This is a genomic window from Faecalibacter macacae (assembly GCF_003687725.1).
GTDB classification, from domain to species: domain Bacteria; phylum Bacteroidota; class Bacteroidia; order Flavobacteriales; family Weeksellaceae; genus Empedobacter; species Empedobacter macacae.
The window spans coordinates 17,581-37,290 of record NZ_RDOJ01000024.1 but is presented as its reverse complement, the minus strand read 5'-3'; the positions used below and the strand labels follow the sequence as shown (position 1 = coordinate 37,290).

Here is a 19,710-nt window from a genome sequence, read left to right as displayed (position 1 = left end):
TTTATGCACTAATTAAAAATCAAAATATTTATAAAAATAACTTGGTTTTGTCATAGAAATCAGAATGACATAAAAAAAATGAGTTCAATTAATATTGAACTCATTTCATCTATTTTATTAGATATTTCTATCCGTGAATTGCTTCTTTATTTCCGTAAGATTGAATTAATTCTCCTTCAAAAGTTAACCATTCATTCCAACGTTTGTCCACATCAACATCCGTAGATAATTTACGAGCAAAGTTTAAAAAAGTTGTGTAATGATTCGCTTCAGAAACCATTAAATCATAATAGAATTTAGCCAATTCTTCGTCATTAATATTCTGTGATAAAACACGAAAACGCTCACAGCTTCTCGCTTCAATCATCGCAGCAAATAATAAACGATCAATAAAAGCCATATTACGAGAACCATCTTTTTTACAAAACTTCATTAATTGACCAACATAATCATCTTTACGTTCGCGACCTAAAGTATAACCACGTTGCTGAATAATTTCTACAACCATTTTGAAATGTTGCATTTCTTCAATAGCAATGTCAGACATTTCTTGAATAAATTCGTCGTGTTCAGAATTATATGCAATCATTGTAATGGCATTTGTAGCAGCTTTTTGCTCGCACCATGCATGATCTGTTAATATTTCTTCTAAATTTCTTTCAGCGATATCGGCCCAACGAGGATCCGTTAATAATTTTAATCCTAACATCAATGATACTTTTAATCTTGTGCAAAAATAGAACTTTCAAAATAGAATTCAGAATGGGTTAAGAATGTTTAACCATTCTAATTTAGTTTTGTGTTAAAGTATATACGAATTGAATTATTTTTCCATTCTGTTTTACTTGTACCACACGTTCTATTTGATTTACTAATCCAGTTGGTTCAAATGTTTGATTTCCCCAAGCTTTCATTTCATAATCAGATCCAGTTTGTTTACTTCTGTAAGAATCTATAGTTTTATGATTCATCATTTTTACAGAATTATCTTCCATTTCAGTACTATACTTTTGTGTAAAGTTAAAACTAGATTTTCCGTCAATTTCAGCATAAACAATTTCATCTTCAACGGCAGTAAAGGTATTTTTCATGGGATTGAAAAATAAATTCATCATTTGCTCCTTGTCTTTAGAACTAAATTCTTGTCCAAAAAACATATGAAACATTTGTACAAAATATAAAGATGATTTTGATGCTAAATCTTCGTAATTGGTAGTTTCATCTTCATATATTTTTTGATATGCTGCAGCATAATCTTGGATAACTTCGTCGTAATTACTTACTTCACCTAAAACATAATTTTCGTCTGTACGATAGTTGATTTTTACATTTTCTGTTGGAAAAGTATATGTTTTGCCTTCATCATTATTTTTAAAAAATAACATGGGCTGACTTTCCCATTCGAATAAATTAAAACCTTCACCTTCGCTATATAAAGTAAGTTTTATTGGAATATGTTGTTCAATTTCAACATTAACTTCTTCACCATCTTGCACCAATTTTTTCATAGTCAATTGGTAATTATATGGCGTGTCAGTTTTAAACTGTGGTTGAACAGTTACCATATTTCCTGACTTTTTAATTTGCGCTAAGCCAGTCGTATAAAATAATGCGATTGCAAGTAAAGTATATAATTTTTTCATGTTTCAGTTTTCTGATTTTAAAGATAAATTAATTCTTAAAACTTTAAAATGTTTAGAGTGACGAAATAATTTGAAAAAGGATTAAACAATTTTTTTCTCCACCATTTCTAACATTACATCAGAAGCGTGTTTAAAAGTTGGTAATTGTTCAATTAAACTTCCTGCACCTTTTTTGTTTACTTTAAATGTTAAATCCTTTTCAGTTGTAAACAATAAAGCATTTGTAAAAGGATTTTTGATATAAGAACTTAAAATCAAAAATGTCTGTTCGATACTATGAAATCGTTCTACTTCTTCAGTTTTGTAACGAAAAGTAAATGCGAAATCATACGAGTTATCTTCTAAAAGACGTAAGCGAACAAAAATATTTTTTAAATCAGTATCACCAATCGTTTTGGCCATTGTAAGTTTAGCAAAAGTTCCGTTTTGTATACTTGATTTTACTTGTTCGTAGAATTCTTCAAATTCAGTTTGATAAGACATTGATATAATTTTAGGCTACAAAATTACATTAAAATAGGGGATAAGCTATCTACATTAATTAATATTCTGAATAAAGAAACAGAAAGCTTAATTTTGCAGCATGAAGAAAATGCTGATAATAGGTTTAGTTTGGCCCGAGCCAACATCGTCTGCCGCAGGAACAAGAATGTTACAATTGATTGATTTATTTCTGACAGAAAATTATGATATCACTTTTGCTTGTGCAGCTTCTAAATCGGCTTATAGCTTTCCTCTTCAGACCAAAAATGTAAAAGAAGTTGAAATTCAGTTGAACGATGAAAGTTTTAATACATTTTTAAAAGAATTGAATCCAAATGTTGTGATGTTTGATCGTTATATGGTCGAAGAACAATACGGATGGCGCGTTGCAATGGAATGTCCAAATGCGTTGAAAATTTTAGATACTGAAGATTTACATTTTTTACGATATGCACGACAAGAAGCGATTAAAAAAGGAGTTGAATTTTCGAACCAACTTTTATATTCAGATCATGCAAAACGAGAAATAGCTGCAATTCTACGTTCAGATATTACGTTATTAATTTCTAAAGAAGAAAAGGATTTATTGATCAATCAATTCAATATTAATCCAAGTTTATTGTATTATTTACCATTTTTAGAAAATGAAATAACTTCGGATAATGTTGCGACTTGGAAATCGTTTGTAGAACGTCAACATTTTATGTTTATTGGAAATTTTATTCATGAACCAAATTGGAATTGTGTACAGGTTTTGAAGACAAGAATTTGGCCTTTAATTAAGAAAGAATTGCCAAAAGCAGAACTTCATATTTATGGTGCGTATGCAACACAGAAAGTAAATCAATTACATAATCCGAAAGAACGTTTCTTTATTAAAGGTCGTGCGGAGGATGCGCAAGAAACGATGTCTAATTATAAAGCGTTATTGGCTCCAATTCAGTTTGGTGCGGGAGTGAAAGGGAAATTTGTTGATGCGATGCAGACAGGGACGCCAAATGTAACTACAAAAGTAGGTGCAGAAGCGATGCAAAATGGATTGGATTGGAATGGTTTTGTGACTGAATCTGATGAAGAATTTGCAGCTAAAGCAATAGCTTTATATAAGAACGAAGAACTTTGGGAAACTGCTCAAAATAATGGAATAAAGATTTTAAATATCAATTATGGAAATATAGAATTTAAGACAGAATTTATGTCTTATTTAAATGCGATAGAAAAGTATTTAGAACTTCACAGACAACAGAATTTTTTCGGACAAATCTTACAACATCATACCAATCAAAGTACAAAATATATGTCGCTTTGGATTGAACAAAAAAATAAAAACCTTCCGAAATAGGAAGGTTTTTATTTATGGTAATTTGATATTATTGATAATAAAATCAATGTCTTTTTTTCCTTTTTTAAACGTTTCATCCGTTCCGAAATTAATCATTTTATAAAGGAAACTTTCAGATCTGAAAATGTTAATTAGCATATGAAATTTAATGTCATTTTCTTCATCGTAATAACTGAATTCTCTCTGAGTAGTTTCGAATCCTGAAGTTGTTTTAAATTTTTTAGAATTTAATAACTTATATTGAGCCAATTCATTAAAATCATTTAAAGCATATTCTGCGTTAGATTCGATATCCGTTTTTAATTCTGCTAATTCGATTTCATCTACATGTTCAAACATTACATATCCGTAAATTTCTTCTGTATTATGTTCCCATTGTGCAGAAGCTAAAGCATTTGCACCAAGTGTTCTTTGCCAATTTTGTGGTAAAGTAATTGAATAATTTTCAGCTCCTTTTAAGGTAGTTTGTGCAAATGTAGAAATACTAAATGCTACAATTAAAATAGTTGATAGTAAGAGTTTTTTCATTAAAATTGATTTGATATAAAAGTATAAAAAAAAGCACCTTGATAAACAAAATGCTTTTAAATATTTAATATTTTTATTTCTATTTAGTAGAACAAGAATTTGATTGAGCTGAACAAGCTGAAGTTCCTTCAACCAATTTCACACCTTCAACTTCTTTAATTTTTCCGAATCCACCTGCAACATCAATTAAGTTTTCGAATCCACGAGCACGTAAAATTGAAGCGAAAATCATAGAACGGTATCCACCAGCACAATGTACCAAATAAGTTTCTTCAGTATCTATCAATTTCATTGATTCGTTGATGAAATCTAAAGGAGCAGTAATAGCACCTTCTACATGTCCTGCAGCAAATTCACCTGGTTTACGAACATCTAAAACTTTTAATTCAGTTTCGTCAACTAATTCAACAAACTCTTCTGGAGAAACAGAAACGATTTCATCAAATTCTTTTCTTGCTTCAACCCAAGCTTCAAATCCACCTTTTAAGAAACCGATTGTATTATCGTAACCAACACGTGCCAAACGAGTAATAGCTTCTTGCTCTACACCTTCTTCAGCAACGATTAAAATTGGTTGTTTAATGTCTGTAATTAAAGTACCAACCCAAGGAGCAAATTGTCCTTTGATACCGATACTAATAGATCCTGGAACAAAACCAGCTGCAAAAGTTTGCGGATCACGAACGTCTAAAATTAAAGCTTCAGTTTCTTCTGCAACTTGTACAAATTCGTCTGGAGTTAAAGCACGAGAACCTCTTTCTTTAATAACTTCTAATGATTCGTAACCACCTTTGTTTAACATTACATTTTCTGGGAAATAGAATGGAGGAGGCATTAATCCTGAAGTTAATTCAGTAATAAATTCTTCTTTAGTCATGTTAGGATTTAAAGCGTAATTCACTTCTTTTTGGTGTCCTAACGTGTCAAAAGTTTCTTTACTCATATTTTTACCACAAGCCGAACCAGCTCCGTGAGCAGGGTAAACAATAACATTGTCTGCTAAAGGCATAATTTTTTCACGTAAAGAATCGAATAAGAATCCCGCTAATTTCTCTTGCGTTAATTCAGTATCTAATTTTTGAGCTAAATCCGGACGACCAACATCACCGATAAATAAAGTATCACCAGTAAAAATCATTTTGTCTACACCGTTCTCATCTTTTAATAAGTAAGTTGTAGATTCCATTGTATGTCCAGGTGTATGTAAAGCTGTAATTGTAATATTTCCTAATTGGAAAACTTCTCCGTCTGTTGCAATATGTGCATCAAAAGCTGGAGCAGCAGTAGGACCATAAACGATAGTAGCACCAGTTTTTTGAGCTAAATCTAAGTGTCCAGAAACGAAATCAGCATGGAAGTGAGTTTCAAAAATGTATTTAATTTTTGCTCCATCCTTTTCTGCTTGATCTACGTAAGATTGGGTTTCTCTCAAAGGGTCAATAATAGCAACTTCTCCGTTACTTTCAATATAGTATGCTCCTTGAGCTAAACATCCAGTATATATTTGTTCGACTTTCATCTTTGATTATTTTGTTAGTGTAAAATTACGAATTAATTAGTTAGTGATATGTAAACTATGTTACAAAACCATCTATTGTATGATTAGTAAACTCTATTTTAATTGAAAATAAATAGGTTACTTCTTTGGTGTTAAATTAATAAATAGTTCGGATCCTGATCTTGGTTTGATTGAATTATAACAATCTTCCATGACATGGATGTTGAATTGTTTAGAGAATAAATCTAAATATTCCTCTTTTGAGCCTCCAAATGGAGGAGTTGGATTACCAAAATTAGTGTTGAATAATAGACCGATTAATTTTCCATTCGGATTGATTATTTCATACATTTTATTCGCATAATCAGTTCTTAAATCTGGATTTAATGCACAGAAAAAAGTTTGTTCTATTACTAAATCAAAGGAATCATTCAATTCAAAAAAATCTTGATTAAGAATTTTGATTTCAGAATTATTTTTAAATTTTTCTTGTAAATCTTGTACCAAAACATCAGAAATATCAATCAACGTAATATTGGTAAAACCTTTTTCTAAAAGATAATCTGCTTCATAAGCATTTCCACAACCAGGAATTAAGATTTTGATATTTTTATTCGTGATTTGATCTATGTATTCTTTTAAAGGAGTTGATGGGCCTTTTAAATCCCAACCTGTTTGATTAGTAGAATATCTTTCATTCCAAAATGAAGCGTTAAAACACATAAATTATCCAATTATAAATTCTTCAATAAAAATAAATATAGCCATTACAATAATAAAGTAGGCAAATGTTTTCTTTAGTAATACTACTGGTAAAAATTTATTGACATACGTTCCAATGATAATTCCAGCCATTGCGATACTTAAAAATACCAATAGAAATGACCAATCAATAGTAATTTTAGTTGCATCTCCTAAGAAAAATCCTGTTAAAGAATTTAAGGCGATTATGACCAATGAAGTTGCTGAAGCACGCTTCATATCTAATTGGGCAATAACCATTAATGCGGGTACAATTAAAAAACCACCACCAGCACCAACTAATCCTGTTAAAGCTCCTATAAAAAATCCTTCGGATAACATTAAAGGATGAAATTGGGTTGATTTATTTCTGATTCTTCGTTCTTTTTTGTTAGATAACATAGATGTTGCAGCTAAAATCATTAGTGCAGCGAAAAGACCAAACATTCCCATACGACGTGTAAATTCAAAATTATTGATTTCGAATAATACATCAGGTAATGCAGGAACTACAAATGCACGAGTAATTGTAATACCAATAACAGCTGGTAATCCAAAATTTAATACTGCTTTCCAATCAACCATTTTGTTTGTAGCTTGTTTAAAACCACCTACCAAACCTGTTGATCCTACGATAAATAGAGAATAGGCTGTTGCTATTTTTTCATCAAAATGAAAAATATAAGCCAAAATAGGTACAGCTAATATAGAACCACCGCCGCCTAAAACGCCCATGATTAATCCAATAAATAATGCTCCGATGTATCCGAAAATTTCAATCCACTGCATGAAAATCAATTTGTACAAATCTAAAATCAATAATAGAAAAAATAGTATAAGAATATTAATAAATTTTACGTTATTTTATTGAAAATAAGTTCTATTAAGCTAGTAGACTTTGTAATTTTATGCATAATTAACTAAATTGAATACATTTGTATGTAACAAATATTACTTTATAACTACTAATAATATTGTACACTAAATAATTAGAAATTAATTACCAAATGAAAAAACTACTATTGTCTTTACTATTTGCCGGAGGTTTGGTATTCGGACAAAAGATCGAATTTGAGGAATATAAGTTACCTAACGGGATGCATGTTATTTTACATCAAGATAATTCTGCTCCAGTTATTACAACTGGTGTAATGTATCACGTTGGTTCTAAAGACGAACAGGTTGGTAAAACTGGTTTTGCTCACTTTTTCGAACACTTATTATTTGAGGGAACAACAAACATCCAAAGAGGTGAATGGTTTAAAATTGTATCTTCTCACGGAGGTTCTAACAATGCAAACACTACAACAGATAGAACATATTACTACGAAACTTTCCCGTCAAATAACTTAGAATTAGGTTTATGGATGGAATCAGATCGTTTATACCAACCAATTATTAATCAAATTGGTGTTGATACACAAAAAGAGGTTGTAAAAGAAGAAAAACGTTCACGTTTAGATAATCAACCATATGGAAAATTCTCTTACGGAGAAGCAGTTAATCCTCACGTATTCAAAAAACACCCTTATAAATGGTCGGTTATTGGATCGTTTGAAGATTTAAGTAGCGCAACTTTAGAAGATTTTCAACACTTTAGCAAAAAGTTTTATGTTCCAAATAACGCAGTTTTAGTTGTTGCTGGAGATTTTAAAAAAGATGAAGCTAAAAAATTAATTGATAAATATTTCACAAAAATTCCTCGCGGAAATGATGTTGTAAAATCATTCCCAAAAGAAGAAGAGCAGAAAACTGAAGTACGTGCAACGGAATATGATTCTAATATCCAAATTCCATTATTTGCAATCAATTACCGTACACCTGGAAATACAACAAAAGATGCATACGCATTAAGTATGTTATCAGATTATTTATCTGGAGGTAAAAGTTCAGTATTATACAAAAAATATGTAGATGAGCGTAAGGAAGCTTTACAGATTTTCGCATTTAATCGCGGAATGGAAGATTACGGAATCTATACAATTGGTATTTTACCACAAGGTGATGTGCCTTTTGAAAAATTAGAAAAAGACTTACAAAAAGATATTGAGAAAGTACAAAACGAGTTAATAACTGAAAAAGACTATCAAAAAATCTTAAACGGTATCGAGAATCGATTTGTAGCTTCTAAATCAGGAGTTCAGAATATTGCACATGCATTAGCAGATGCATATATGTTAGGTGGAAATACAAATTTAGTAAACGAAGAGTTGGACATTTATCGTTCAATTACACGTGAAGACATTAAAAATGTTGCAAATAAGTATTTAAACAAACACCAAAGAATTATTATTAACTACTTACCAGAATCTGCAAAAGAAGCGAAATAAGTATTAAACAACTGAATTTAGAATTATGAAAACGAAGATATTAACTCTTGCTTTTGCATTTTTTGCAATTTCGTTACAAGCTCAACAAACTATTCCAATGCCAAAACCAGGTCCAGCACCTACTATTAACCTTGGAAAACCAAATGAATTTACATTAAAAAATGGATTAAAAGTTATTGTAGTAGAAAACCACAAATTACCTCGTGTTTCTGCAACTTTAACTATTGATAATCCTCCATTCGGACTAGGAACTAAGAAAGGAACTGAATCTTTATTAAGTGAAATGCTTGGTACTGGAACTAAATCTATATCAAAAGATGATTTTAATGAGCGTATCGAGTTCTTAGGAGCTTATGTAAATTTATGGGAAAGTGGTGCTTCTGCAAGTTCGTTAAAAAAATATTTTAATGAAGTTTTCGGTTTTATGGCTGATGGTGCATTAAATCCAAACTTTACTGAAGCTGAATTTGAAGCTGTAAAAGCAAGATATATTGAAGGATTAAAATCTAACGAAAAATCTGTAGAAACTGCTGCTGCTCGTGTACGTGATATTTTAATTTACGGAAAAAATCACCCATTTGCAGAATACGATACACAAGAACAAATTGAAGCGATTACGTTAGCAGATGTTCAAGATTACTACAATACATATTACAAACCTAACAATGCGTATTTAATTGTTGTTGGTGATATTACAACAAAAGAAGTAAAGAAATTATCTGAAAAATTATTCAATAATTGGAAAAAAGGAGATTTAAACATTCCTGCTTTACCTACTGTTGCTAATGTAACTAAGACAGAAATTGATATTATTGATATGCCAAATGCAGTACAATCTGTTGTTGGTTTAGGTTACCCAGTTCAGTTAACTAAAAATGATCCAGATTACTACGCTGTTCAGGTTGCTTCTTCAATTTTAGGAGGAGATTTCAATTCGAAATTAAACATGAATTTACGTGAGGCGAATGGTTGGACATATGGAGCACGTGGTGGAGTTTCTGATTCTCGTTTTGTTGGTCGTTTTACAACAAATGCAACAGTACGTAACGATGTTACCGATGGAGCAGTGAAAGAAACTTTAAAAGAAGTTCGTTCAATGACGACAGATAAAATTGATGCAAAACAATTAGAAGAAGTTAAAGCTAAATTTTTAGGAAACTTTATTTTAACATTAGAGCGTCCAGAAACTGTAGCAAATCAGGCATTAACTATCAAAACTAATCAATTATCTCCTGCGTTTTATTCAGATTATATCAAGAATATTAATGCGGTAACGGTTGATGATGTATTAAGAGTTTCTAAAAAATATTTCCGTCCAGATCAAACAAAAATTATTGTAACAGGTAAAGCTGAACAAATTGCTGATGGATTAGAAAAATTAGGTTACCCAGTTAATTACTACGATAAATACGGAAATAAAACAGCTAAGCCAGCTCCATCTGCTGTAAAATCTGATAAAACAGTTCAACAAGTTGCTGATGCTTATATTGCTGCAATTGGAGGTAAAGATAAAGTTGCTAAAATTTCAACTTTAAAGCAAACGGGTGCTGTAGAAATCCAAGGTATGAAAGGTGATTACATCAATTACGCAAAATCTCCGAACAAAACTTCTGTTGTCATGAAAATTATGGGAATGGAAATTGTTCAAGCCTTTGATGGTGAAAAAGCTTTCGCAAAGCAAGGTACACAAGTTTCTGAAGTTACAGATGGTTTGCCTCAATTAAAAATTACAAACACGTTATTTTTACCTTTATCTGAAGGATATAAATCTGCTGAAGTTCAAGGAGAAGTTTCAGAAAACGGAAAAAAATACACAAAAGTTTACGTGAAAGATTTACGACGTACAGATTTTTATGATGTTGCAACTGGATTATTAGCAAAGTCTGAAATTACACAAGACACGCCAATGGGACAAATGAACATGATAACAACTTTTGATGCGTACAAAGAGTTTGAAGGAATTAAATTTCCTACAGTTTTATCTAACGAAGTTGGTCCACAAAAAGTTAATGTAACTGTGGATAAAGTAGAAGTTAACAAAAACGTTACTGATGCTAACTTCAAATAATTAGAATTACATTCTTTTTAAATATTTTTAAAGGTCTTGCAGAATCTTCTGTGAGGCCTTTTTTATACGATTTTATAAAGTTTTTCGTTTAAATGTTGTATGAATCAAACAAATGAAACAAATTATTTTTGCTTTTTTAATGTTAATTTCAAACGTATTAATCGCTCAAAATACGTTTATTTATCAATTAACTCCAATGGTAAAAGCAGAGTCAGAAATTCAATCAGGACCTGCTGCAGATTTATTCAAATCGACATCAGATCCAATTCAATATTCATATTTAATTCAGGATGATAAGGCAAGTTTTAAACCCGAATTAAAAATTAATAATTCGCAAACCAATCAAATAGACTTATTACAAATTTCGGTAAAATCTCTTGGTGAGTATTTTTATGATTATAACAACAAATTGATAGAGAATAAAGTAGAATTATTAGGTAAAGAATATATCGTAACATCAAATTTTAATGATTTGCATTGGATTGATACAAATGATACAGAAGTAATTAATGGTTATCAAACCAAAAAATATATTACAAAGCGCAAAGAGAAAGGATTGACTAAAGATAAAATATTTACAACTACAATATGGATCGATGAATCATATCCGCAAGATATTGCACCTTTTGGATTGATGGGGTTAAAAGGGTTAATTGTAAAAGTCAATTTTAACGGAGTTAATGATTTGATTTTGGATAAGATTGAAGAGACAAAATTGAAAGAAATACAACCATTAAAAGCTAAAAATAGACTGACAAAAGAAGAATATCAAAAATTGATTGATGATCGAATGGAAACTATTCGAAGCAAAAGACAAGAAAGATTGAATTTTAAAGATTAAAATTTCTTTTTAAAATTGAATTAACCTTATTTTTGAGAAAATTTAAAATAACAATGGCTACAATAAACTGGCAAACTGTAAAAGAATACGAAGATATCACATTTAAGAAATGTGATGGTGTAATGCGTATTGCTTTCAACCGTCCGGAAGTTAGAAATGCTTTCCGTCCAAAAACTGTTTTCGAATTATTAGATGCATTCCAATTAGCGGAAGAAGATCGCGAAGTTGGTGTTATCTTATTAACAGGAGAAGGACCATCACCAAAAGACGGTGGTTGGGCATTCTGTTCTGGTGGAGATCAACGCGTTCGTGGTGCAAAAGGATACGAAGGACAAGACGGTGTAGGTCGTTTAAATATATTAGAAGTTCAACGTTTAATTCGTTTTTCAACTAAAGTTGTAGTTGCGGTTGTAAATGGTTGGGCTGTTGGTGGAGGTCACTCTTTACACGTGGTCTGTGATATGACGTTAGCTTCTAAAGAACACGGAATCTTCAAACAAACGGATGCTGATGTTGCTTCTTTTGATGGTGGTTACGGTTCTGCATATTTAGCAAAACAAGTTGGTCAGAAACGTGCGCGTGAGATTTTCTTCTTAGGATTAAATTATTCGGCACAGGAAGCGTACGATATGGGAATGGTGAACTTAGTTGTTCCTCACGACGAGTTAGAGCAAGTTGCTTTTGATTGGGCGCAAGAAATTTTAACAAAATCGCCAACGGCTATCAAAATGTTGAAATATGCTTTCAACTTAGTAGATGATGGTTTAGTAGGTCAACAAATTTTCGCAGGAGAAACAACTCGTTTCGCTTACGGAACGGAAGAAGCTGTAGAAGGTCGTAACGCATTTTTAGAAAAACGTCCTAGAGACTTTTCTAAATTCCGTTAATCGATTAAAATATAAATGTTATATGCCATTGAAAGAAAACGAAATGCTTATAAAAGAAATTAATCCTTATTTTGAATTAGAAGACATTTCTATTCTAATTAGAAATATCAATAATCATTTTGATAAAATCTATGAACTTGGTGAAAGTTCTGAAAATGGTACAGAAAAAAGAATTGAAATTGTTACAAAACAATCTATAGAATTATTTGAAAAAGTTTTTGAAGATAAGGATGAAAATATTGTTCTTGCTATATTCGAATTTCCTGATCCGAATCCATTCCAAGCTTCAAATAGTTATTTATATACTCAAATAAAAGAATTTTCAAACATTCGAAAAATTGAAAAAAAAGAATTCAATATTCACATCTTAGACTTAAAGTTGAAAGATATAAATTATAAGAATATTTTGAATTCAATTGCAAATACAGAAATGGGCTTTGAACCAGCATTAAGTCAAATCATATATTTTTTCTCTAATGTATCACCAAAAGCTTTTGGAATGTTAGATGATAGAAGTTGTAAAATCAACGGGATATAACATAGTATTTACGAAAAACGGACTGAAAGTAAACATTTTCTTCCTGTTCTTCGCAAATATCCGGCTCGAAAAGCGAAACTGATGAGGTTTCGCTTTTTTATTTGTATAATTTCAGAATCACATTTAGTTTGATTATTTGAAAAGAAGCTGAAACGAGTTCAGCTTGACAAAACTTGTGCAAGTAGAGTGAAATATCCTTTCGTCTGTTCGAGTGAAAATCTTTGATTTTTGTATCGAGAACTAAGGCAAAATACGTCTAACTTCTCGATACAATTTTCTTATTCTTTGAAACGAAAATCACTCGAAGTGACGTAATTTGTAATTCTGAGCTTGTCGGAGAATCTAAAAATAATTACCATTAGTTATGTAATAAGTAACCTTAACAACGTAAATTTACTTAGATTTTATTGATAACATGAGCCAAGAACTAAAAGATTCTTCCGTTTGGAAGAACAAAGAATTTATACCGTTTATCTTTTTACGTTTCTCGTTGATTTTTGCGTTGTTTATCCAAAGTACTTCGGTTGCCTATGAGATTTTCAAAGTCACACAAAAAGAGATTTATTTAGGATTAATTGGATTATTTGAATTTGCACCAATTCTATTGACTGCATTTTACGCAGGTCAATTGGTGGATAAATTAGACAAAAGAAAAATCTTATTAGTTTGTATTTCTTGTTATATGATCACCTCTTTTGTGTTGATGTTTGTCAATTTAGAATCCATTCGTAGTCAAATCGGAATTCCGGTGTATTTAGGTGTATGTTATTTAGCCTTTTTTATTTTAGGATTAACACGAGCTTTCAGTGGACCATCGCTTTTCGCATTGTTAGCCTTAGTTGTTCGCAAAGAAAATTACACGAAAGCAATTCCATTATCGTCTTCTGCTTTTATGATTGGATCGGTATTAGGACCATTAGCAGGAGGATTAATTTTAGCACAATTTGGTATTGAAGCAGCATTAATTACTGCTTTTGTGATTATGTGTATTTCGATGGTGATGATTTTATTGATTTCGCCAAAACCACCTGATAAATCGGAGGCAGAATCCACAGAATCAGCCATGCAACGCATCAAAGAAGGGTTGAAATTTATTTGGGCAACTCCAATTATTTTAGCTGTATTAAGTTTGGATATGTTTGCAGTTTTCTTTGGTGGCGCCGAATCTCTTTTGCCTGCTTTTGTAGAAAAAGTATTAAAACAAGGCCCTGAAACTTTTGGATTTTTACGTTCTGCACACGGAATAGGTTCATTAATTATGATGTTTTTCTTGTCATCTTTACCTTTATTACGAGGAAATGTTGGACCAAAATTATTAGGAGCTGTAGCTTTATTTGGTTTATGTATTATCAGTTTTGGATTGACAAAAAATGTCTATATATGTTTTGCTATTTTACTATTTGCAGGTGCTTTTGATGCCGTTTCGATGGTGATTCGTCAAAGTATTTTACAAATCAAAACTCCTGAAAATTTAAAAGGGCGTGTTTCTTCTGTTAATTCGATTTTTGTTAGTTCATCCAACGAATTAGGTGCTTTGGAAAGTGGTATTGCTGCTACGTTTCTAGGGTTAGTTCCGGCTATAATCTTTGGAGGATCGATGACGATTATTACGGTGATTTTAATTGCAATTTTAATCAAACCAATAAGAAAAGTAGAATTGAACTAATAATCATTGTAAACTAAATTGATTCATTTTATTACCTTATAAAAAATTCAATATAAATGAAATACTTTCTTTTTCTAACGATAATTGTTAGTGTTTTTTCTTGTCAACGCGAGTTAACTCAAGAAGAAAAAGATAAAATTACTCAAGATTCGATTAATCAAATTTGGTTGGCTATGGGTATGAATACGGATTCTACTTTCTCAATCATAAAATACCAAAAAGATTTGTATACTTATGAAAAAGAAAATGATTTATTAGATCCATTTCTTCATGATTTCGATGATTATACATTTATATTTAATTCGAATGATGAAGTTTTTTATTATGAAAATCCATATAAAGATTATTGGTTGTGTGGAACTGCTTCGATTGAATTAAGAAAGAAAAAAATGATTGCTGAATTGTACGAAGTTGAGAAACAAGATTTGAAGAAAATTGATTCAGATACCTTAATTCATTTTATAAAAAAGATCGATTTTAAGAAAACTTCAAATAGTGATTCTTATACAAGTTTAGTTTTAGCAATAGAACCAGAAAAATTGAATTCTGTTTCATTTCTTAAACTAAGAAAATTCCTTTTAGAAAATTCGTATAAATATATTATCAGACCAATTTCTACACGTGAACGATTGGTTTCAAATGCGTTTATCAATGACACTTCAGATGATTTTTCTAAGGTAAATTGGGATAGTATTTATAAACTAGATTATAATCGTTTTCATCCTGAATTAATGGAAAAAGAATAATATTTTTTTGTACTTATTTCAATATCTTATGATGATATAATGCAATCTAGTAATAAATTTAGGATGAAGAACTTTTTCGTTCTGAGCTTGTCGAGGAATCAAATGAATACTTTTTTCTTGATAAAAAAGTATCCAAAAAATCAAGACTATAAATCTATTTGACTAAAATTAAATTCTCATTTCGGAAATGAATTAAATGTCTCGCATTCGCTCGCTAATTCATTTTAATCCTTCGTTCGATTTAACTTCTTAATGTCATAAATTTATATGTCGTTTAAATTTTTATTTGAAAATTATCACAAAGTCAAATTCTTTAAACTATCAACCGTTCCATTATAAATGTTTACATCTACTTTTTCGTTTGTACCTTTTATTTGGCCTTTTTCAGTAAACTGCCAAAAATTCCAATGTGGTTTCATATCTTCTACAAAGAAATTATAATTGGCAATCCAAATGGTATAACCTTCAAAATGTGCACGTAAAAAATCTTCATAATATTTGTCTGAAGTGTAAATGATAGGCTGAATTCCATAATGATCTTCGATTATCGTACACCAATTTTTTAAACCTTCTACCAAACGTTCCATAGATTGTGTACGCGGCATAGTTTCAATATCTAAAACAGGAGGTAAGTCGCCCGATTCTAATTTTACATTCTGAATAAAATTTTGAGCTTGCGCAGTCGAATTTTCATCCGGACGATAAAAGTGATAAGCTCCACGTATAAAATCATGTTGTTTTGCTCCTTCCCAATTTTCATCAAATCGTTTATCCGAATTTATAGCACCCATTGTTGAACGGATGTACACAAAACTAATTGGATAAATGTCGTAAATCATCTTCATTTCAGACCATTCGATTTCTCCTTGGTATTGAGAAACATCCAATCCAAAAGTATTTAAATAATAACGATCCATGACTTCGATATTTCGAATATCGTATTTAACTAAATTGATTTTATTATCCTCGTTTTCTCCTTTAAGTTTACGTTCGGCAACTTTCCACCAATAATTAATACCATGTCGATAATGAAAAGTAAATGCAAGCAACACAATAGTTATAATTCCGAAAATTATTAATTTATAGGGAATACTTTTTTCTTGTTTTTTCTTTGTCGACTTTTTAGCCATTATCATTTAATTCGTTAGAGATACAATAATACTAAGAAAAGATTTACGTTAAAAACGATTTCTTAATTATCTTTGTTCATTATGAAAAAATGGATTCTTGCCGCGCGTTTGCGCACGTTACCACTTTCTTTAAGTGGTTTAATTTTAGCAGGTTTTATTGCGAAATTCGAAGGTTATTACCAACACGATATATTCTTTTTATCGCTTTTAACTACGTTAGCTTTTCAGGTTTTATCAAACTTTGCAAATGATTATGGAGATGGAGTAAAAGGAACAGATGATAATAGAGAAGGAGAGCAAAGAGCAGTAGCTTCAGGTTTAATTTCTCAGAAAGAAATGAAAACAGCAATAGGTATTATGGTTGTATTTTCGTTGGTCTGTATAGCTGCTTTGTTATACGTTTCATTTATTCCTAATCATATTGACTATTTGGTGATTTTTGTTGGTTTGGGTGTTGCGTCAATTTTAGCTGCAATGTTTTATACAATGGGTAAAAAACCCTATGGATACATAGGTCTAGGAGATGTATTTGTATTTATTTTCTTTGGATTAGTGGCAGTTTTAGGAGGAGAATTTTTATATTCAAAATCGTTTAATTGGTGGAATGTTTTACCTGCTGCTTCTATGGGATTTTGGAGTATGGCGGTTCTGAATTTGAACAATATGCGCGATGTAGAAAATGATGTGAAGAATAATAAAATTACAGTAGCTTCTAAATTAGGATTCGAAAAAAGTAAATATTATCAATTAGCTTTAATGACTTTCCCTTTTATATTATCTACGATTTATGTGGCTAATTTACCTGGTAAGGAAGGGAAATTATCAGTATTAGTTTTCTTAATTTTAATTTTCTTAGCAAATTCAGTTCGTAGAGAAATCTATAAAGTGAAAGAGCCAAAAGAATATGATCAGTTCTTAAAACCAGTTTCAATGATGGCCTTATTCTTCGCAATCTTATTAGGTTACGGATTAGTTGGTTTTGGTTTTATAGATACATTAGTTCAATAAAAATAAATCATAAAATACTATGAAAGTACAATACTTAGGACATGCTTCCCTTTTGATAGAAGCAAATGGAAAATCTATTGTAGTTGATCCATTTATTACACCAAATGAGTTAGCAAAGAATATTGATTTTGCTAATTTAAAAGCGGATTATATTGTTATTACTCATGCGCATCAAGATCACGTATATGATGTGGAAGAATTAGCAAAAAACACTGGGGCTTTAATTATTTCTAATGCAGAAATTGCTGGTTATTATGGAGCAAAAGGTTTGAATGCACACGGTATGAATACAGGTGGAGTATATGAATTTGATTTTGGTAAAATTAAATCAACAATTGCTTTTCACTCTTCATCTTTTGCTGACGGAACTTACGGTGGTGATCCTAATGGGTATATTATCGAAGCTGAAGGGAAACGCATTTACATTGCTGGAGATACTGCTTTAACTTATGAAATGAAGTTGATTCCGGAAATGGTTGGTGAAATTAATTTAGCTGTTTTACCAATTGGAGATAACTTTACGATGGGAGCGAAAGACGCTTCTATTGCTGCCGAATTTGTACAAGCAACAAAAGTTTTAGGATATCATTTTGATACTTTTCCTCCAATTAAAATTGATAAAGGAATTGCAAAATCTGTTTTCTTTAATAAGAATATCGAATTAGTTTTATTAGAAATCGGAGAAGATTTAACGGTTTAAAATAAAGTTTAAAACATAAAAAAAATCCTGTTAGAAATTCTAACAGGATTTTTTGTTTTTATTGAATTGCTCCAAGTGTTGGATTTGTTCCTCTTGGAATTCCGTAATAATCTTTTGGGTATTGTTGGGCGATACTCACTTTTCCTGCATTTAAAGCTGGAGAATTTTCACCAACTTTTAATTTGTTTGATGTATATGTTCCATCAACAAACAAAGGATCTCCAACGATAGAATTTGTAAAACCAGCAGCAGTTAAGACATTTAATTCTGCTGTATTTACATTCTTAAATAAATTGGTATCAAAATTATAATTAAAAGCTGCGCCGTCTTTTTTGTCTAAAAAAACAGCATTTGGCGTTCTTTGGTTATAAAAAATACAATTTGCAAATGTTGCTTGTGTTAACGCATTAGTCGTTTGGTCGATATAATTACTTAGATATAAACTATACGCTGGTCCAGCTGTACCAATCATATTAAAATAATTAGCAAAAGTAGAGTGGTAGAAGGTATATTCTCCACCATTTTCAACTGCAAAAGCGGCTAAATTAGCATTATTTACGATTAAGTTATAACCGTTAATTTTCGCATTATTAGCTAAAATTCCGTACGATTGATTATTTACAACAAAGGAATTATTAATAGTTAATTGCGCTTCATTTACATTTAAACCTGTATCTGCACCAATAATTTTTGCGTAATTAATGTTAGAAACACTATTTTGTTTTAACTCAATTTTATTCCATTGATTTGGTAACGAATCATATTTTGTGTCGTGACGAGATGATCTAAATTTAACTTCGTTTCCTAACGAGCCGTTTACATTTAAAGTAGCATTATTATCAATTATTAAACTTGCACCTCTTTTAAAATAAACTTTAGTACCTGCATCAATCGTAAGATTATTAGTAATTGTAAGATTACCTTCTATGACTTGTGCTTCGTTCGAATTCCAGTTAGCTGAACTTAATGTTGCATTTGCTGTATGAATTTGAGCTTTTTCAATCCAAGAAATTAATTTTACGTGTTGTTGATTTTGTGTTGTTTCAACCAAAATTTCATCATCATAAAAAGGATTAATAGGAGCTTCATCAGCTTCAATTTCTACAAAAACGAATAAACTATCATTTTTACGAATTGGTATATTAGTAAAGGTTGTACCAGCCTGTCCATCTACATTGATGTTGAAGTAAGAATTCTCGCCTTTTGCCAAAGCAATACGTGGAATTACTAAATCTTTATCATCTGGATTGTATATTTTTAAAACGTAAGTTTCAGATTTTGAGTGGTTATAAACCGTGTCTACCGAAATAGTATCTGTGTTAAAACGTAAATCAGAAGAGATTGGGTCGAAATCGAAATCTTCTCTACACGATTGGAAAGCGACTAAAGAGCCAATACCTAAACCAACTAACAAGGTTCTTATATTCATAGATTAGATATTATGTCTATTGTATTAAACTACTAAAATATTAATTTATTATATTTTTTTGATTGCTATTTGGTACTTATTTATAAAGTTTATTGATTTTTAATGGTTAAAAAACACACAATGAAAAGGTTG

Annotated in this window: 19 protein-coding genes; 10 read left to right on the top strand and 9 right to left on the bottom strand. The window is 30.7% G+C overall.

From position 1 onward, the window contains the following. Positions 1-127: 127 nt before the first annotated feature. The 3 genes from miaE to EAH69_RS13015 form a co-directional block, all read right to left on the bottom strand. On the bottom strand, positions 128-709 hold the full coding sequence (gene miaE / locus EAH69_RS13025) for a tRNA-(ms[2]io[6]A)-hydroxylase (RefSeq protein WP_121935650.1): 582 nt from the start codon (positions 707-709) through the stop codon (positions 128-130). A gap of 82 nt (positions 710-791) precedes the next feature. Continuing rightward, on the bottom strand, positions 792-1,643 hold the full coding sequence (locus tag EAH69_RS13020) for a hypothetical protein (protein WP_121935649.1): 852 nt from the start codon (positions 1,641-1,643) through the stop codon (positions 792-794). A gap of 81 nt (positions 1,644-1,724) precedes the next feature. Further along, positions 1,725-2,126 carry a hypothetical protein gene (locus EAH69_RS13015; RefSeq protein WP_121935648.1) on the bottom strand — a complete coding sequence of 134 codons (402 nt, stop codon included), beginning with the start codon at positions 2,124-2,126 and terminating at the stop codon, positions 1,725-1,727. A gap of 100 nt (positions 2,127-2,226) precedes the next feature. Between EAH69_RS13015 and EAH69_RS13010 the strand changes: the two genes are divergently transcribed. After that, the gene (locus EAH69_RS13010) at positions 2,227-3,468 is read left to right on the top strand and encodes a glycosyltransferase (protein ID WP_121935647.1); all 1,242 of its coding nucleotides are present in this window, start codon (positions 2,227-2,229) and stop codon (positions 3,466-3,468) included. Positions 3,469-3,480: 12 nt separating this feature from the next. Here EAH69_RS13010 and EAH69_RS13005 read toward each other — a convergent pair whose 3' ends face one another. The 4 genes from EAH69_RS13005 to EAH69_RS12990 form a co-directional block, all read right to left on the bottom strand. After that, entirely contained in the window at positions 3,481-3,996 is a 516-nt protein-coding gene (locus tag EAH69_RS13005; RefSeq protein WP_121935646.1) for a hypothetical protein, read from the bottom strand. Positions 3,997-4,075: 79 nt separating this feature from the next. After that, positions 4,076-5,515 (bottom strand): MBL fold metallo-hydrolase, encoded by a 1,440-nt coding sequence (locus tag EAH69_RS13000; protein WP_121935645.1) that lies wholly within the window; start codon positions 5,513-5,515, stop codon positions 4,076-4,078. A gap of 117 nt (positions 5,516-5,632) precedes the next feature. Next, a complete protein-coding gene (locus EAH69_RS12995; RefSeq protein WP_121935644.1) occupies positions 5,633-6,217 on the bottom strand; it encodes a methyltransferase domain-containing protein in 585 nt (194 codons plus the stop codon). Between the two features lie 3 nt (positions 6,218-6,220). Next, on the bottom strand, positions 6,221-7,024 hold the full coding sequence (locus EAH69_RS12990; protein WP_121935643.1) for a sulfite exporter TauE/SafE family protein: 804 nt from the start codon (positions 7,022-7,024) through the stop codon (positions 6,221-6,223). A gap of 218 nt (positions 7,025-7,242) precedes the next feature. Here EAH69_RS12990 and EAH69_RS12985 point away from each other — a divergent pair, with 218 nt between their 5' ends. The 7 genes from EAH69_RS12985 to EAH69_RS12955 all read left to right on the top strand — a co-directional run bounded on the left by EAH69_RS12985 (position 7,243) and on the right by EAH69_RS12955 (position 15,311). Further along, positions 7,243-8,565, top strand: a complete 1,323-nt coding sequence (locus EAH69_RS12985) for a M16 family metallopeptidase (RefSeq protein ID WP_121935642.1) — start codon at positions 7,243-7,245, stop codon at positions 8,563-8,565. A 25-nt stretch (positions 8,566-8,590) separates the two neighbouring features. Continuing rightward, complete coding sequence (locus EAH69_RS12980) at positions 8,591-10,633, top strand: M16 family metallopeptidase (RefSeq protein ID WP_121935641.1); 2,043 nt, start codon at positions 8,591-8,593, stop codon at positions 10,631-10,633. 112 nt (positions 10,634-10,745) lie between these two features. Then, the gene (locus EAH69_RS12975; protein ID WP_121935640.1) at positions 10,746-11,474 is read left to right on the top strand and encodes a GLPGLI family protein; all 729 of its coding nucleotides are present in this window, start codon (positions 10,746-10,748) and stop codon (positions 11,472-11,474) included. Positions 11,475-11,527: 53 nt separating this feature from the next. Then, positions 11,528-12,361, top strand: coding sequence for a 1,4-dihydroxy-2-naphthoyl-CoA synthase (locus EAH69_RS12970; protein WP_121935639.1), 834 nt, complete (start codon positions 11,528-11,530; stop codon positions 12,359-12,361). Between the two features lie 22 nt (positions 12,362-12,383). After that, on the top strand, positions 12,384-12,899 hold the full coding sequence (locus EAH69_RS12965; RefSeq protein WP_121935638.1) for a DUF3885 domain-containing protein: 516 nt from the start codon (positions 12,384-12,386) through the stop codon (positions 12,897-12,899). A gap of 415 nt (positions 12,900-13,314) precedes the next feature. After that, the gene (locus EAH69_RS12960) at positions 13,315-14,565 is read left to right on the top strand and encodes an MFS transporter (protein ID WP_121935637.1); all 1,251 of its coding nucleotides are present in this window, start codon (positions 13,315-13,317) and stop codon (positions 14,563-14,565) included. Positions 14,566-14,621: 56 nt separating this feature from the next. Then, the gene (locus EAH69_RS12955) at positions 14,622-15,311 is read left to right on the top strand and encodes a hypothetical protein (RefSeq protein WP_121935636.1); all 690 of its coding nucleotides are present in this window, start codon (positions 14,622-14,624) and stop codon (positions 15,309-15,311) included. Positions 15,312-15,607: 296 nt separating this feature from the next. On the opposite strand, the gene EAH69_RS12950 is transcribed toward EAH69_RS12955, so the two are convergent. Further along, on the bottom strand, positions 15,608-16,441 hold the full coding sequence (locus tag EAH69_RS12950) for a GH25 family lysozyme (protein ID WP_121935635.1): 834 nt from the start codon (positions 16,439-16,441) through the stop codon (positions 15,608-15,610). Positions 16,442-16,522: 81 nt separating this feature from the next. Between EAH69_RS12950 and menA the strand changes: the two genes are divergently transcribed. Then, positions 16,523-17,449, top strand: coding sequence for a 1,4-dihydroxy-2-naphthoate octaprenyltransferase (gene menA, locus EAH69_RS12945; protein WP_121935634.1), 927 nt, complete (start codon positions 16,523-16,525; stop codon positions 17,447-17,449). A 19-nt stretch (positions 17,450-17,468) separates the two neighbouring features. Continuing rightward, the gene (locus EAH69_RS12940) at positions 17,469-18,149 is read left to right on the top strand and encodes a metal-dependent hydrolase (protein ID WP_121935633.1); all 681 of its coding nucleotides are present in this window, start codon (positions 17,469-17,471) and stop codon (positions 18,147-18,149) included. Positions 18,150-18,207: 58 nt separating this feature from the next. Here the strand turns inward: EAH69_RS12940 and EAH69_RS12935 are convergent, their stop codons facing one another. Further along, positions 18,208-19,578 (bottom strand): hypothetical protein, encoded by a 1,371-nt coding sequence (locus EAH69_RS12935; RefSeq protein WP_121935632.1) that lies wholly within the window; start codon positions 19,576-19,578, stop codon positions 18,208-18,210. Between the last annotated feature and the right edge of the window lie 132 nt (positions 19,579-19,710).